Here is a 15,917-nt window from a genome sequence, read left to right as displayed (position 1 = left end):
AGCCTATTTTCCCGCCAGCACGTCGTGGCGCACAATGGTTTGCTCACGTGACGGGCCGACGCCGATATACGACATGCGCGTTCCGGACAGTTCTTCTAGGCGCAGCACGTAATCCTGTGCGCGCTGTGGCAGCTCTTCGAAGGTGGAACAGCCCGTGATGTCTTCGTCCCAAGCTGGCATTTTTTCGTAGATTGGCTTGGCGTGGTGTACCTCGGATTGCGAGACTGGCATTTCGTCATGGCGCACGCCGTCGACGTCGTAGGCTACACAGATCGGAATTTCTCCGATTCCAGTGAGCACGTCAAGCTTGGTCAAGAAGTAATCCGTAAACCCGTTAACGCGGCTGGCGTAGCGTGCAATCACGGAATCGTACCAACCACAGCGGCGGCGTCGGCCGGTGTTCACGCCAACCTCACCACCGGTTTCTTGCAGGTAATTACCCCATTCGTCGAAAAGTTCCGTCGGGAATGGTCCCGCACCCACGCGGGTGGTGTAGGCCTTGATGATGCCCAGTGAGGTATCGATGCGGGTCGGGCCAATGCCGGAGCCGACACACGCACCACCTGCCGAAGGGTTTGATGAGGTCACAAACGGGTAGGTGCCGTGGTCGACGTCCAGCATGGTGGCTTGGCCGCCTTCCATCAGGATGTGTTTCCCGGCAGTCAAGGCCTCATTGAGTTCGCGTTCGGCGTCAATCACCATCGGGCGCAGGCGTTCGGCGTAGGACAGGAAGTAGCCGACGACGTCCTCGACCTCAATGGCCTTGCGGTTATACATTTTCACCAGCATCTGGTTTTTCACATCCAGCGCCGATTCCACTTTTTGCCGCAAAATGGACTCATCAAAAATGTCCTGCACGCGGATGCCGACGCGGGCGACTTTGTCCTGGTACGTCGGACCAATGCCGCGGCCGGTGGTGCCGATTGCACGTTTGCCTAAAAAGCGCTCTTGCACCCGGTCGAGTGTTTGGTGGTACGGCGCAACCAGGTGTGCGTTGGCGGAAATCTTTAACCGCGAGGCGTTTGCTCCGCGGGATTCCAGGCCGTCAATCTCCTCAAACAATGCTTCCAGGTTGATGACCACACCGTTACCCAGCACCGGGGTGGCATTTTCCGATAGGATTCCTGCCGGAAGCAGCTTGAGCTCGTATTTTTCACCGCCAACGACGACGGTGTGGCCGGCGTTATTGCCGCCATTGGGCTTGACGACGTAATCCACCTGGCCGCCCAAAATGTCTGTGGCTTTTCCTTTGCCTTCGTCGCCCCATTGGGCGCCGACGATGACGATCGCTGCCATACCTGCCTCATCACTTCCCTGCGGTCAGTAGTTTGATCAGCCTCATAGCCTACTAGGAATTGCCCCACCTGCGATAATTTTTTTAACGTCGGTTACGATGCTTGGCATGCGTGTGCTGATTCTGCGTTGCGGGGAAGCTGCAGCCGAACTGGTTTTGCCCAAGACTTTATATCGTTCTTCCGGGGTGGAGATTTTTACGCTGCCAGCTGTGCCAGGCCGGGGTGATCTGAAGTTTTTATCCGAGCATGCTACGGAATTATTGCCGGTAGATCCCACTCCTTCGTTGGAGGAGATCCAAGCGCAACCGCGCGTAGAGCACATGGCTGCCCCACAACTAGCACCCCAACAGCCGGTGATGCCGCTGCGGATAATCGTGATTGGTTCAGATGCCGCCCTGTCTGCGGTGCTCACTCGCTTGCTGCGGGCGGATCAATTGTGGCCACAGATCGGATTCGTCCCGGTGGCGGAACCGACGAACAGCGCGGTAGGCACTACCGGCAGCACAAAAGTTTCTGGCCCGGCCACCGACGACGCCGTTAGTAGCGCCGCCAGCACTGCAGCACAAAACTGGTCCATTCCCACTGACCCGGCTGCCGCGCTCAAGCTGGCGTTGACTGGCGAGGTCAAACCCGTCCCGCTGATCCGCAACGATGCCGGACAGGCCGTGGCTGGTTCCGCTGCTATCAGCCAGTGGGACGCATCCGCCATGACCGGGGAAATTATCGTCGACGATGCCACCTTGCTGCAGCAAGATGCACGGGGCACCACGGATAACGCCGGCCGTTCCCTGGCGTACGGCGCCCGCTTAGTGCCAATGCTCAACGCACCTGGCATTGCTGCGGCAGTGCACTCCGCAGCACCACAACCCCGCGGATTGTTTGCACGCTGGCGCAAGCAAAAGAACCCCGGGGCGAGCATCAGCCAGCTGGATCCGCATTCATTAGTCACTGGGCGTGCGGTACAAGCCGGTGGACCGGAAATGGCGGTACACGTCGACGGAGTGCGCAGCAAACGCCCGCAAAAACGAGTGACTTTTTACCGGCATTTGCGGGATTTACAAATCATCCGTCCATAAGTTCCGGGGGCGCCGCGTCCTCTACCCTCTGCTACTCTCTTCTACTCTTTCTGGGAGTTCTCGGAATCGTCGTAACGATCCGCCGCATTGTGCGCGTTATCCTGAATGTCTTCGATCTCCCAGACTTCCGGCGGGTAGGCCGGTGTGGACGAGGTTGGTGCCAGCACCGCTGCCGCCGATTCCTGCGACATTCCGGTGACCATCAAAAGATCCACGGTTAAAAACCGCACCTGCGACAGGATCGCATATTCCGAAAGCACCGGATCATCGCTAATCACGGAAAGGTCCGTGCGCGCACCGATGATGCGCAGGCGATTGACAATCCCCGGAATTTCATGGGCTTGGCTAACCCGCGCGCTCGTTTCATAAATTCGCGACAGCTCCAACGCGATCTCCGCCAACTCATCAATAATATTGATTAACCGCGGGGTGATCTTGTCGCCATCGACGCTCAAGACCATGCAGCGGCGGGCCAGCACACGCACATTCCGGGTGGCATTGTCGACGGGCGTGAGAATACGTTCGATGGAACGCAAGTGTTTGCGCGAGCCCCAGCGAAATGGGGAAAGTCCCGCAATTTCCCGGCCGGAAGCCGTGGCTTCCAGCATGTGATCGATATTCGATTGCGTACCGCGCACCTGTTGGAGTGCATCTTCGATACGCTCTGAATCTCCCTTTTCCGCACCCTCTGCAACATCATGCAGCACCGACGATGCAACGGAGAGAACTTTCGCGATCTCATGCCGGGCATCACGCAACGCAGAATTAGGAATCAACGCGATGGAAATGATCCCAATCACCGAACCAATGGCGGCGTCAATCATGCGTTCGGTGCCACCACCTTGCGGCATGATCGTGGCAATCAAGATCGCACCAATAGCCACCTGGTTACTCACCAGCAGCGATTTCGATAGAAATGCCGCGACCACCAGTGAGATCGCCACCCCAGCGGCAATCTGCCAATCGCCGGTACCCAGGGTGTGCACCAGAAGCTGACCAACCCCGACACCAACCACACCAGCGACCGACATTTCCAGGGCTTTATTCAGGCGGTTGCCACCGGAGATGCCAAGTACCACCACCACGGAAATAGGGGCGAAAAATGGGATCTCGTGGCCGAAAAACGTCTGCGCAACCCAAAACGCCAACCCCGCACCAAACGCGGCTTGCACAATGAAAATCAAGCGTTTGCGCACGCGCAGAATACGGGAGGTCAGCGAATAGTCTAAATGCCGCAGTCGTGCGCGGGTGGAGACCCTGCTATTTGCCATAGGTGTCGAAAATACCTGCTCAAAGCTTAGCCGAGAGCAGCTTAGCGGGCGGTGGTCTGGCCTGCGGAGCGCAGCACCTGGCAGGATTCAATGACGCGATCAGCCATGGAACGCTCTGCCTTCTTCAGGTACGAACGTGGGTCATAGACCTTCTTGTTACCGACTTCTCCATCAATCTTGAACACGCCGTCGTAGTTGCTAAACATGTGGCGCGCAACCGGGTTGGTGAACGCATACTGCGTATCGGTGTCGATGTTCATCTTGATCACGCCATAGCGCAAGGATTCCTCGATCTTGGCGGCTTCGGAACCGGAACCGCCGTGGAAGACGTAATCGAAGGGCTGGGAACCGTCGGCAAGACCCAGCTTCTGGGAAGCGACCTTTTGGCCTTCATGCAGTACCTCTGGGCGCAGCTTGACGTTGCCCGGCTTGTAGACGCCATGGACGTTACCAAAAGTGGCGGCCAGCAGGTAACGGCCATTTTCGCCAGTGCCTAGCGCATCGACGGTTTTTTCAAAATCTTCTGGGGTGGTGTACAGGTTGGCACCTGCTTTGGCTTCCACGCCGTCTTCTTCACCGCCGACCACGCCGATTTCCACCTCGAGGATGATATTCGCTGCGCGTGACTGTGCCAGCAGTTCCTGGGCGATTTCCAAGTTCTCGTCGATAGGGATGGCCGATCCGTCCCACATATGGGACTGGAACAGTGGCTGCTCGCCGGCTTCTACGCGATCACGGGAGATTTTTAACAATGGGCGCACGAAGTCATCGAGACGCTCTTTCTGGCAGTGATCCGTGTGCAACGCAATATTCACGCCGTAGTGCGAAGCAGCCTCGTGCGCGAATGCGGCCAGGGCTTTTGCACCGGCAACTTTGTTTTTCACTGCTTGGCCAGAGCCGAATTCCGCACCACCCAGGGAGAACTGGATAATGCCGTCAGACTCGGCTTCTGCAAACCCCTGTAGTGCGGCGTTAATGGTTTCGGAAGAGGTGCAGTTGATCGCGGGAAAAGCGAATTGCTCTTTCTTCGCGCGGTCAAGCATCTCGTTATAAACCTCAGGGGTGGCGATAGGCATAAAACATCCTCCAACGTTGGATCTGCAGTCTCGAAGCCCAATTATGCCTGAGCGAGCACTAACCTGCAGCCGGATCCCCTTCGGCCAGCGCAACCCGGGCCATCGCCTCTAGCGCCATCCACCCGGAAAGCTGCACCGACAAATCGCGCTCTGCAATACGCACAACGCCGACTTTCTCCCGGATCGACATCGGGCCCAGGCCAAAATTATGTGGCAGTAGCGCATCGCTGGTCCAGTCCGTCGCGAACACGGGCAGTCCGTCGACTTCCAAACGGTGGGTCCATACCGACTCCGCCGACGCCCGCACCAACCGAGTAGCAAGCTTGCGCGTCGCGCGGTTCGCTGGCGAATCATCAGGCAAACGCACCGCGACGTCGGCAAGATAACGCAGCAAAATCCCCTTGAACAAGCCGCCATCGCCGTCGCCGGTATCCCAGTCGATCACTCCCGCCGGGGTAGCCATGTGCTGCGCAATCGCGTGCACCAAGCCACGAATGCGGCTGATATATGGCATGGCTTCGTCGGCACGCTCAGCCTCATGCACAGACTGAATATCTTCCAAGCTTTGGATGCCGTGTTCCTCGCGCAGCTTGAGCGCAATTTCCAGGCTGGCGCCAAGCATCACCCCCTGGCAGTACGGGTGAATATCACGCACTATCTCCGGTCCGTTCATGCGCATACGCATCCCGTCCATGATCAGCCCATCATCATTGTGCAGGTTATCGAAAACCCAGTCGACGATGTGAATGGCTTCCTGCCAATAACCGGTACGCGCCAACATGATCGCCACCGGACCATTAGTGGGCACGTTATAAAACGTCGATCGGCTATCGCGCCAGGGCGCGACCCCCAGGGACTCATCCAACCCGGCACGCAGATTAGAACGCAACGCGTGCAACTGTGGCGGGGTACCCAGCTTTTCCGCCTTCTCTATACGACCGAAAGCTAGTGCCAACCAAGCTTTGTCATCGTAGTATTTGTTGCGTTCCAACCCGCGCAGCTGCCGGAGTTTGATGCCACGCATGGTATTAGCAATGCGTGCGCTGCGGGTTTTTGTGGGTTGCCGCAGCGCAGCATCAACCTGGCAATCCAGGTAATGCGCCTGCCACCAATAGTGCCAATGAATAAACAGGCGCTCTTTAAAAAGCGCCGGCCAGCTCACTCGGGCGAGATTGGTGCGAGGCAGCGACCATAGTGGGCCAGCATGCCGATCGTTGATGGCGGTCTCTGCGAGATCCGCCCGGTGGGACCATTTTTCTTGCACTATTATTCCATCACTCACAGAGCTATAAACCGGAGAAAACAATCATTTGTAGCATACATCACGGTTCTCTGGTGAGGGATAAGTGCCAAATTATTGATGCAACCAGCACCCCTACCAGGCTTGGCGCAGATCCGCATGCTGCCGCACCCACGCGTGCATTGCGATACCTGCGGCCACCCCTGCGTTAATTGAGCGCGTCGAACCAAACTGCGCAATCGAACACGTCATCACCGACGCCTGACTTGTCTCCGCGCTCACCCCAGGGCCTTCCTGGCCGAATACCAGCAAGCAACGCCGCGGCAAGTCGGCGGTTTCTAATGGCACGCATCCGGGAGTGTTATCAATAGCCACGACGGTCAGATCATTGTCTGCCGCCCAGGCCACTAGCCCGGCAACGTCGCTGTGGTGCTGTAAGTGTTGGTAGCGGTCCGTAACCATGGCACCACGACGATTCCAACGGCGCCTACCGACAATATGTACTGTATCTACAGCAAAAGCATTCGCTGTACGTACCACCGTGCCGATATTCGCATCGTTTTCAAAATTCTCGATCGCGATATGCAGCTCATGCCGGCGGGTATCAATGTCCTCGATGATCGCCTCGCGCTTCCAATAGCGATAAGCATCAACGACGTTGCGGCGGTCGCCTTCGGCAAGCAACTCCGGATCCAGGCGTGGATCATCCGGCAACCGCCCTTCCCACGGGCCCACACCATGCCGACCTTCGGCCCATTCCGTTGGGCCTTTGTCCTCCGGTGCGGTGGCGCGTTCCGGCTTAGTCACCGGCTCGTTTTCGGCTGCGCTTTCGCCCATTACAGCCCCAGGTCATCCAAGCCCAACAGGCTGCGATATTCCAGCCCCTCGGCACGGATCGCATCAGCAGCACCGGTAGCGCGGTCTACCACGGTGGCCACACCAACAACTTCCGCTCCGGCCGCACGCAACGCAGCGACGGCAGTCAGCGGGGAGTTACCAGTAGTGGTGGTATCTTCCACCACCAGCACTTTTTGCCCTTCCACATTCACGCCTTCGATGCGGCGCTGCATACCGTGCTTTTTGGCTTCTTTGCGCACCACGAATGAATCGATCGGGCGGCCGTCGGCATGCATGATCGAGGTGGCCACCGGGTCTGCACCCAAGGTCAGACCACCGGCGGCAACGTAATCCCAGTCCGCGGTTTTTTCCCGCAACAACGAGCCAATCAGGCGGGAAGCCTCATGGTGCAGCGTCGCGCGACGCAAATCCACGTAGTAATCCGCTTCTTTACCGGACGATAAAGTCACACGACCGTGGACCACGGCGAGTTCGCGGACGAGTTCAGCCAGGCGGGAAAGATCAGTACTGGAGGGGGTGCTTTGCTGCTCAGTCATAGCTACCACTGTAGTCCTCACTCGTCGCCAAAAATAGATGGCCCGGCAGACAAGTCGCGTTTAACGTGCGGGCGCTTCCGGTGGCCGCCCTCTTGTGACTTGTCGACGCCATCGGCAATCACATCCACTTCATCTACCCCAAGAGCGTAGGGTTCCAGGTACCCACGGGCCTCGGCTTTGCTGCGGGTCGGTAATTCGACGGGCTCGCTTGGTCGTTGGATTGGCGGATGATCCTGCGGGTCGGGGACGACGTGCAGCAACTGGTTGTTCTCAAAGGCCGGGGGCTGTTTCGGCCCCATCATCCGGGTGGGGTCCGCCCCTTCGAATTTTAAAATTTGGTTCGCCATGGAACGCGGTGGTAGCACACGGGCGACGTCGGCAAGCAGGCCGAGCGGCGCCAACATTTCGTCCCAATCTGAAGCGTGCGAGCCTTTATCGGTTTGCGCCAGCACCCAATCCGATTCCATCCACACCGCGGTGACGATTTCCGGCAGGCTATCGCAGGCAGTGACCACGCGCGCATCAATCATGCGGCTAGCAACGGCGGCATCAGTGGCATAGACCGTGAAATCCGCGATGTGTCCGACTTCCAGCAAATCATCGAAAACCGCTTCCCCGGTTGTACGGTCATTGCGCTGATCACGGTCCACACGGCGAAAATCCACCACGATTTCCGTGGCGGCTCCGGTGCGCATAGCCATGACATTGACGCCGCCGAGATCCATCAGCACCATCTCATGCCCATAAGCCGAACCCTGCACGATATCTTTCGGTGCTGCCCCACCAGCTGCAGCGCCACGGGTCCATTCATCAACGAGATATTCGTCGTGTTTGCTAAAACTGAACCCATTCTTTTCCGCCCACTGACGACGTTCCCTGCGCAACGCCCCCGGGATGATCGAATCGCGGCGTGGTCCTGCAGGCTTGGCGACGGGGGTCGGCTGCTCAGCTGCATCGTCGCGTTCTTCGAAATGATCTGCACCGTTGACACCATCTGCATGAACAGCAGCTGCATCGCTTAGATCGTTGGCATCACTAGCATCACTGGCATCACTGCGGTTTTCTTCAGCAGAAAGCAGCTCATCGGATGCTAAACCTGGCTCCGGTTTCGGTGCTGTTTCTGGGTTCTCTGTTGCTTCTGGCTTCTCTGAGGCCTCTGTTGGCTCTGGCTGCCGCTCAGATACCAGCGCCGAATCGGTTTCAGCATCGTTCTCTAAGTCCGACTCAACATGTGGCTCAGCATCCAGCTCAGAACCTTCCTCAGTATCCAGTTCAGTATCTAGCTCGGCATTATCTACCTCAGCGTTCGCCTCCGCTATCGGGTCACCGGCGGATTCTGCAGCGGATTCCTCATCATGCTGTGGCAAATCCTGCTGTGGCAATTGTTCCGCAATGGCCAGTTCTTCATCATCCAGCACCCGGCCCCGGCGTAGCGCATCACCATAAGTGGCTTGCGCTGACCATTCAGTATCGGTGGCAACAGATTCTTCTGCGTCTGGGATGTCGACGCTAGGGATACTGGCACGAGCGATGTCGGCGCTAGGAGCGTCGGCAAGCTCCCCACTCGCACCAGTTTGCTCCGGCTGACCAGGCGATTCCACAGCAGCAGGGGGTTGCTCAGCCTGCTGGGCGCGGCGCTGCTTCGAATCCAGGTACCACAAAAATATGGCAGCGGCACCGGCGATGACGGCCAGAGTCAGTAGAACATACGGCATGCAGTCAGTTTAACGCGAAGTCTCCACAGGATTGGCAGCATTCGCCGACCACTGCGACCAACCACCCACATAATGCGAGGCTCCAGTAATACCGGCATGCTCCGCCAAGGCCAGGGCCAGGCCAGAATGGTTGCCCGAACCGGAATAAAACACCGTGCCTTCACCCCTGGTCACACCAGCTTGGGCAAAGACTTCGCGGATTTCTTCTTTTGACTTGGCCAGGCGATTCGGGGTCACCAAATCCCGCATAGCGGCGTTCACCGCGCCAGGAATATGGCCGGCTTTCAAGTCCAAATTTTCTTGGCGCCCCGAATAACGCCAGAAAGAGCGCGTGTCGACGAGCGTGCCATCAAAATTACGTACCTCGTCGATAGTGGCCGCAGGCATAGACCCAGGCCGAATAGTCAGCGCGGAACCCATCGCGATATTGCCCGGGCCGCACATCGTATCGAAGCCCGCGCGATGCCACTGCGCCAAGCCGCCATCCAAAATGGAGACGTTTTTAATTCCTGCCCAGCGCAGCACCCACCAGGCACGGCCGGCGAAAAATCCCTGGCCATCGTCGTAGACCACCACTGGGCGGTCTTCCCGTAAGCCCCAGCGGTTGACGTTGGCTTGCAGCCGCGCCGGATCTGGTAACGGGTTGCGCCCAGCTTTCGACCCAGGAAGCCCAGCCAGCGCAATTGCTGGGTTCACGTGCTGGGCTGTGGGGATATGCCCGGCACGAAATTGGCGGAAGCTGTTCCCCTGCCCGGGCACCCAAGTGGTGGCAAGCAGGGTGAGTTTATCTCCGCGGTGGATTTTCTCGTGTAATTCTTCGGCACTGACCAGGACGCTCATAGTTACCCAGTTTAAAGGTAAAAGCGTCCCGGTGTGTGCTAGCAGCCACAATGACTGCTAACTGGAGATCTCCAGCTCCTCGCCGCCGTCGGCAAGCGAAACCTGCACGGCATCGCCTTCCACGACCTCACCGGCCAGCACCAGCCGCGCCAGCTTGTCTCCGATGGCCTGCTGGATCAACCGGCGCAGCGGACGCGCACCGTAGGCGGGATCGTAACCGCGCTCAGCCAACCAGGCCTTCGCCGCCGCATCCACGCTCAGGCTTAGGCGTTTGCCAGCCAGGCGTTCGCGCAGCGTATCCAGCTGAATATCCACAATGCCTTCCAGCAGCTCACTGGACAGCGGCTCGAAGGTCACCACATCATCCAGGCGGTTAATGAACTCCGGCTTGAACGCGGCCTTCACCGCATCCATGATCTGCTCGCGATCGCCACCAGCGCCCAAGTTCGAGGTCAGGATGATCACCGTGTTGCGGAAGTCCACGGTCCTACCCTGCCCGTCGGTCAGCCGTCCTTCGTCGAGTACTTGCAACAGCACGTCGAAAACATCCGAGTGGGCCTTTTCTACCTCGTCGAAAAGCACCAGCGTGTAGGGGCGACGTCGTACGGCCTCAGTCAACTGGCCGCCCGCATCGTGGCCGACGTATCCCGGAGGGGCACCGACCAACCGCGAAACCGAGTGTTTCTCGCCGTATTCAGACATATCGATGCGCACCATCGCGGATTCGTCATCAAACATGAACTCCGCCAGCGCTTTCGCTAGCTCGGTCTTGCCGACGCCCGTGGGCCCCAGGAACAGGAACGAGCCGGTTGGCCGGTTCGGGTCGGCGATGCCCGCGCGGGAACGACGCACCGCATCGGAGACCGCCACCACCGCGTCTTTCTGTCCGACGACGCGGCGAGCCAGGATATTCTCCATATCCAGTAGCTTTTCCGTCTCACCCTGCAGCATCTTGCCAGCCGGGATGCCGGTCCAGGCGGAGACTACCTCGGCGATGGTATCCGGGGTGACTTCCTCGCTGAGCATGGTGTTGTTGCGCGCCTGCTCAGCGGCTTTCTCCTCGGCCACGGCGATTTCGCGTTCCAGCTCGTTGATGCGGCCGTAGCGCAGCGTGGAGACTTTCTCATAATCACCTTCACGCTCGGCGATTTCTGCTTGCCGACGCAGATCATCAAGCTCTTCCTTCAGCGCCTGGACATCATCGATGGCCTTTTTCTCGTTCGCCCAGCGGGCTTTCAGCTCACCGAGTGATTCGCGCTGGTCCGCCAACTCTTGTTGCAACCGCGCCAGCCGCTCCTTGGAGGCAGCATCGGATTCCTTCTTCAGCGCCAGCTCTTCGATTTCCATCCGGCGGACGACGCGCTCGAGTTCGTCGATTTCCTGCGGCGAGGAATCGATCTCCATGCGCAACCGGGAGCCGGCTTCGTCGACAAGATCGATGGCCTTATCCGGCAGGAAGCGGTTAGTGATGTACCGGTTGGACAGCTCGGCGGCCTGCACCAGCGCAGAATCCTGGATGCGCACGCCGTGGTGGACTTCGTAGCGTTCCTTCAGGCCACGCAGGATACCGATGGTGTCTTCCACCGAAGGCTCGCCGACGTAGGTTTGCTGGAAACGACGCTCCAGCGCGGCATCCTTTTCGATGTACTTGCGGTATTCATCCAGCGTGGTGGCACCCACCAGCCGCAGTTCGCCCCGGGCCAGCATCGGTTTGATCATATTGCCGGCATCCATCGAGCCTTCGCCGGTACCGCCAGCACCAACCAGGGTGTGCAGCTCGTCGATAAACGTGATGATCTCGCCGTCAGAAGATTTAATTTCTTCCAACACGGCTTTGAGCCGCTCCTCGAACTCACCGCGGTATTTCGCGCCCGCAACCATCGAGCCGAGATCCAGCGAGACCAGGCGCTTACCCTTGAGCGATTCTGGTACGTCACCACCGACGATGCGGCGAGCCAGGCCTTCCACGATGGAGGTCTTGCCGACGCCCGGCTCACCGATGAGCACCGGGTTGTTCTTCGTGCGGCGGGATAGCACCTGCACGACGCGGCGGATTTCCGAATCGCGCCCGATGACAGGGTCAATCTTGCCTTCGCGGGCCTGCGCGGTCAGATCCGTGGAGTATTTCTCCAGTGCTTGGAAGGAGTCTTCCGGATTTTCCGTGGTCACCTTCGCGGCTCCACGCACGGCCGGGAATGCGCCTTTGATGGCGTCGTAGGTAGCACCACGGGAGGTCAGCAGCTGCGCGGCATCAGTTTTCGAGGCCGCGATGGCAGCCAACAGCACCTCGGTGGAGACGTATTCGTCGCCAAGCTCACCGGCCAACTCTTGGGCTTTGGTGAGAACGTTGAGCCCATCGCGGTTGAAGTTCGGTTTGGCCACGCCCGCGCCTTCGGCCTTGGGGTAGCCCTCTACTAATTCGGTGGCTTCTTTGCGCACCGTATCGGGGTCTACTCCGGTGGCCTTCAATACCGGGGTGGCGATGCCTTCTTCTTGGCTGAGGATCGCCTGCAGCAGGTGTGCTGGGCGAATGTCCGGGTTGCCTGCCGCCGAGGCGGTTTGCAGCGCGGATTGTAGGGCTTCTTGGGTTTTTGTCGTGGGGTTAAAAGAACTCATGGTGTGTCATATCCTCCCTGTTCTTCCCTGCTTTCGTCACCGTTATTGTGACACCGTTTCAGGGGCTTCACTGGATACAACACACCATGAGTTGAGTCTATTCCACTCAAGTTAGGATTTGGTGGGATTTTTTGCCAGAAACTTGAGTGATGGTCGCTAAAGTTTTAGGGCAACGCCCGCGCGGGGCAACCATATACGGTTAGCCCTCGCCTAGACTTTCCCAGACATCGCAGGATCCGGCCCGTTGCCGTTGACATCGACCACGCCCTTGGCCATGATCGCGCCGCGCACCGGCATCCAACCACCAAACTTGGCGGTCAAGTACACCCCAATGGCAATCGCCAGCGCCAACCAACCCAGCCCGGCAGTCATTCCATAAATCACCGCCAGCGGTGCAAGCACCGTCATGCCAATCTCAAATGGGCCGAAGCCCACATAAGCCACGCCGTATTCGGATAGGGTGCCGGACTTCAGCTTCGGATCGACGATCTTCAGGATCGCGATACCCGTTGCCACCGTCGCGGTAGCCCAACCCCAACCAAAGATGCCGCGTTCCAGCCAGGCAGCGCCGAAGAATTCCGACGGGAACCACAGCAAGAAGAAAGTACAGAAGACAGTACCCAGCACGAACAGCAGCAACAGCGCTTGCCAGTAAGAAGCCACGGCAGCAGGAACAATCGCCGCAATACCGAAGGCAATCAAGTAGTCCGTCGATGCACCAGAAACCGAAGACACGGTATCTTTGTCCAAGTATTCTCCGGCACCAATACCATTCATGACCGCACGGAAAATCAGGCCCACCACCAGGGACATCGCGAACAATGGGATAGAGACGTTTTCCCACAGTCCCTTGATACCGGCGTTGATGCCGTAGGCGGTCAGCACCGTCAACATGATAAAGCCCAGGTGCAGTGCGAGAGGCTCGATCGCCGATGGGTTGGTGGAAGCGCGACCAATCGATGGGCGCTCGCTGAGGTTTTTGATGTAGCCGCGACGCAGTTCTTCAGGTAGCTCACCAGGAAGCTGAGAAACCTTATTCCGGCGGATACCCCAGTTACCAGCGACCACACCACCGATAATCGCGGCCAAAGTGCCCACGGTGGCGGAGGTAAAGCCCAGCGACGAAGCCTCCGCCGCACCCACGCCTTCCAGCGCGCCACCGACGGCCGCTGCGGTACCGAACCCACCGGTGAAACCAACCGGCAGCATCATGCCAAACCAGTCCGGAGTGTCAAACACCGGCGCGAACAGGTACACGCCCAGCACGACGAACAGGCCCCACTGCGCGGTGAACATGAAGGTGGAATAGGCCCACATATTGCGCGCACCCTTGCGCACGGAGCCGCCCAGTTCCATGGAATAAGCCATGGACGCGAACACCACGGCGATCAGGATCGAGGTATAGCTGCCCAGGTTTTCGGAAAACCCGACGATATTCAAAACGTTGGGCCCCAGCAACAAGCCCAGCAGACCAGCGGTCACCGGTGCGGGCAACAGCAGGTCCTGGAAGAAGAATTTGATGCGGTGGCGCAATACGTTACCGATAATCATCAGCAACGAAATAAAGCCAACGTCGAGCATGAGGTCGTACGCGGAAAAGCCTTCCATGAAACACCTGCCTTACAGAGTGAGCGTGAACGAGATCGTGCGATGCTTGCGTCTGGAAGCAATATCGTGTGATCTAGACGAAGCCGCGCCTGATACGGCGATCAAAACACAGCACGAGGACGAGATGATCATAGTACCCATGCCGTAATTGTGCTACCCACCGCTATCCGTTACTCGCTCAGCGCTCACCAACCATCACTGCACGGCCAACACCGCGCGACCACACGGTCCAACCAGCCCAGCTCGACCAACACCGCACAGCCAGCCCAGCCTGCCCAACCCGGTCCGCGCGATATTGTGGAGGACATGACTATCCGGGATCTCGCCAGCCTCGCCACGCACCTGCGCGCCCACCCTGCGACGTTCCGGGATGCGGTGCACCGCCATTTTTTCGCGGCTCTTCCCGACGCCCGCCAGTCCTTCCCCATGGATGCTTCGCAGGCCCACCGCGGGCTCGCCGAGTCTTTCGCCGCAGCCTTCGATGCCCCGGACCTCGATGAGTATTTCGCTGACCTGGGCCGCTCGCACCGTCGGCACGGCTTCCCACCGGATACCTACCCTATTTTCGCCACCGCCACCCGCCAGGCTTTAGCAGAAATCGATCTTGCCGACGACGTCCTACAGCAGGCAGGAGTGCTTGTCGACGACATCATCGAGTTCATGTCTGCCGCCGCACACGAGGCCGATCTCGCTGGTATTCCGCCTGCGCACATGGGGCAGGTGGTCGATGTCGAGCGCGTTGATGCCCATACCCGCATCGTGCGCCTGGAATGTGGTCTGCCGGTTGATTATGAGCCCGGGCAGTATTTTTCTGTAGCTACCACGCTGATGCCGGGTGTATGGCGCACTTTGGCGGCTGCCCGCCCTGCTGATGGCTGCGGCACACTGGAATTTCACGTTCGCGATGTCTCGCTGCTTCCTGGCGCGTCGGGGTATTCGCGGAGGTTTATGATGACGCGCCCCGGAGATCAGTGGACACTGGGCAACCCGGCTGGCCAGCTGGAGCTGGATCCGCATCGTGAAAGCCTGATCATTGCTTTTGGGACCGCGGTGGCTACCCTGCGCTGTTTATTATTCGCTGCTTTTGATGCCCACGGCGAGCAGCATGCCCCGGTGCAAGCGCTGGTGATTAATGATTTTCCCGGCCAGCATTATGAGATGGCCACGCTTAACAGCCTGGATAATCTCACGCCGTGGTTGGATGTGCATGCTTTTACCCGTCATGATGCTGACCCGCATTGGTTGAAACCGCAGCGCGAGCGTCAACGTGAGTTGCGGCAAGCCCTTGCCGACGGCACCGGCCCCGAGGCATCACACGCATCTGCCAGCTTGTCGGTGGACAAGGACCCGGAGGCTACGATCGCTCATTACCGTGACTGGTCCAACCACGATGTGCTGGTCTTAGGGCCAGAAGCAGAGGTTGACGGCATGTTGGCAGCTTTCGCTGCTGCTGGGTTGGATCCAGCTACCGTGCAGACCCAAAGCTGGGGCCGCACGGGTGTGGATACCTCATCGGTTCCGGGTGCACAAAGCAAAGGTTAGTCACCGTGTTTGCGCTGCCATCGACGCAGACGCCATATCTGTATAGGCAGATAAATGAAATAATAGACAACAACCGAAGCCGTGAAATAAAAAGGAAATTCAGACCAATCAATTTCCTCCCAGGGCACAGGCTCTACATTCTCCGCACGATGCCGATAACCAGTCAGACTCGTATAAATAAAATAAAATAACAAAGACGATGGAACCAGCACCACAGAAACCCATTTGGGTGGCACACGCGGTT

The 15,917-nt window shown here is 58.6% G+C and carries 12 protein-coding genes; 2 read left to right on the top strand and 10 right to left on the bottom strand.

What is annotated here, in order from left to right:
• Positions 1-3 precede the first annotated feature (3 nt).
• A complete protein-coding gene (locus L9H78_RS01385) occupies positions 4-1,296 on the bottom strand; it encodes an adenylosuccinate synthase (RefSeq protein ID WP_249620258.1) in 1,293 nt (430 codons plus the stop codon).
• Positions 1,297-1,402: 106 nt separating this feature from the next.
• On the opposite strand from L9H78_RS01385, the gene L9H78_RS01380 reads away from it, so the two are divergent.
• Entirely contained in the window at positions 1,403-2,371 is a 969-nt protein-coding gene (locus L9H78_RS01380; RefSeq protein ID WP_249620703.1) for a hypothetical protein, read from the top strand.
• 41 nt (positions 2,372-2,412) lie between these two features.
• Here the strand turns inward: L9H78_RS01380 and L9H78_RS01375 are convergent, their stop codons facing one another.
• The 9 genes from L9H78_RS01375 to L9H78_RS01335 form a co-directional block, all read right to left on the bottom strand.
• Positions 2,413-3,642, bottom strand: a complete 1,230-nt coding sequence (locus L9H78_RS01375; protein WP_249620257.1) for an FUSC family protein — start codon at positions 3,640-3,642, stop codon at positions 2,413-2,415.
• Between the two features lie 41 nt (positions 3,643-3,683).
• Positions 3,684-4,718, bottom strand: coding sequence for a class II fructose-bisphosphate aldolase (gene fbaA, locus L9H78_RS01370; RefSeq protein WP_249620256.1), 1,035 nt, complete (start codon positions 4,716-4,718; stop codon positions 3,684-3,686).
• 58 nt (positions 4,719-4,776) lie between these two features.
• Positions 4,777-5,982, bottom strand: a complete 1,206-nt coding sequence (locus L9H78_RS01365) for a glycoside hydrolase family 76 protein (RefSeq protein WP_249620255.1) — start codon at positions 5,980-5,982, stop codon at positions 4,777-4,779.
• A gap of 111 nt (positions 5,983-6,093) precedes the next feature.
• Positions 6,094-6,795 (bottom strand): TrmH family RNA methyltransferase, encoded by a 702-nt coding sequence (locus tag L9H78_RS01360; RefSeq protein WP_249620254.1) that lies wholly within the window; start codon positions 6,793-6,795, stop codon positions 6,094-6,096.
• Positions 6,795-7,352: an orotate phosphoribosyltransferase gene (pyrE, locus tag L9H78_RS01355; protein ID WP_021351990.1), complete on the bottom strand. Its 558-nt coding sequence runs from the start codon at positions 7,350-7,352 to the stop codon at positions 6,795-6,797. The genes L9H78_RS01360 and pyrE overlap by 1 nt, the downstream gene beginning before the upstream one ends.
• A 17-nt stretch (positions 7,353-7,369) precedes the next feature.
• The gene (locus L9H78_RS01350) at positions 7,370-9,067 is read right to left on the bottom strand and encodes a hypothetical protein (RefSeq protein ID WP_249620253.1); all 1,698 of its coding nucleotides are present in this window, start codon (positions 9,065-9,067) and stop codon (positions 7,370-7,372) included.
• A gap of 9 nt (positions 9,068-9,076) precedes the next feature.
• A complete protein-coding gene (locus tag L9H78_RS01345) occupies positions 9,077-9,907 on the bottom strand; it encodes a sulfurtransferase (protein WP_249618204.1) in 831 nt (276 codons plus the stop codon).
• A 57-nt stretch (positions 9,908-9,964) separates the two neighbouring features.
• Complete coding sequence (gene clpB, locus L9H78_RS01340; RefSeq protein ID WP_249620252.1) at positions 9,965-12,523, bottom strand: ATP-dependent chaperone ClpB; 2,559 nt, start codon at positions 12,521-12,523, stop codon at positions 9,965-9,967.
• Between the two features lie 210 nt (positions 12,524-12,733).
• Positions 12,734-14,131: a sodium/glutamate symporter gene (locus tag L9H78_RS01335; protein ID WP_249620251.1), complete on the bottom strand. Its 1,398-nt coding sequence runs from the start codon at positions 14,129-14,131 to the stop codon at positions 12,734-12,736.
• Between the two features lie 306 nt (positions 14,132-14,437).
• Here L9H78_RS01335 and L9H78_RS01330 point away from each other — a divergent pair, with 306 nt between their 5' ends.
• Entirely contained in the window at positions 14,438-15,673 is a 1,236-nt protein-coding gene (locus L9H78_RS01330; RefSeq protein ID WP_249620250.1) for a hypothetical protein, read from the top strand.
• Positions 15,674-15,917: the final 244 nt, after the last annotated feature.

Origin of the sequence: Corynebacterium pseudodiphtheriticum (assembly GCF_023509295.1) — a bacterium.
Taxonomy (GTDB): Bacteria; Actinomycetota; Actinomycetes; order Mycobacteriales; family Mycobacteriaceae; genus Corynebacterium; species Corynebacterium pseudodiphtheriticum.
This window is presented reverse-complemented; position numbering and strand designations above follow the sequence as displayed.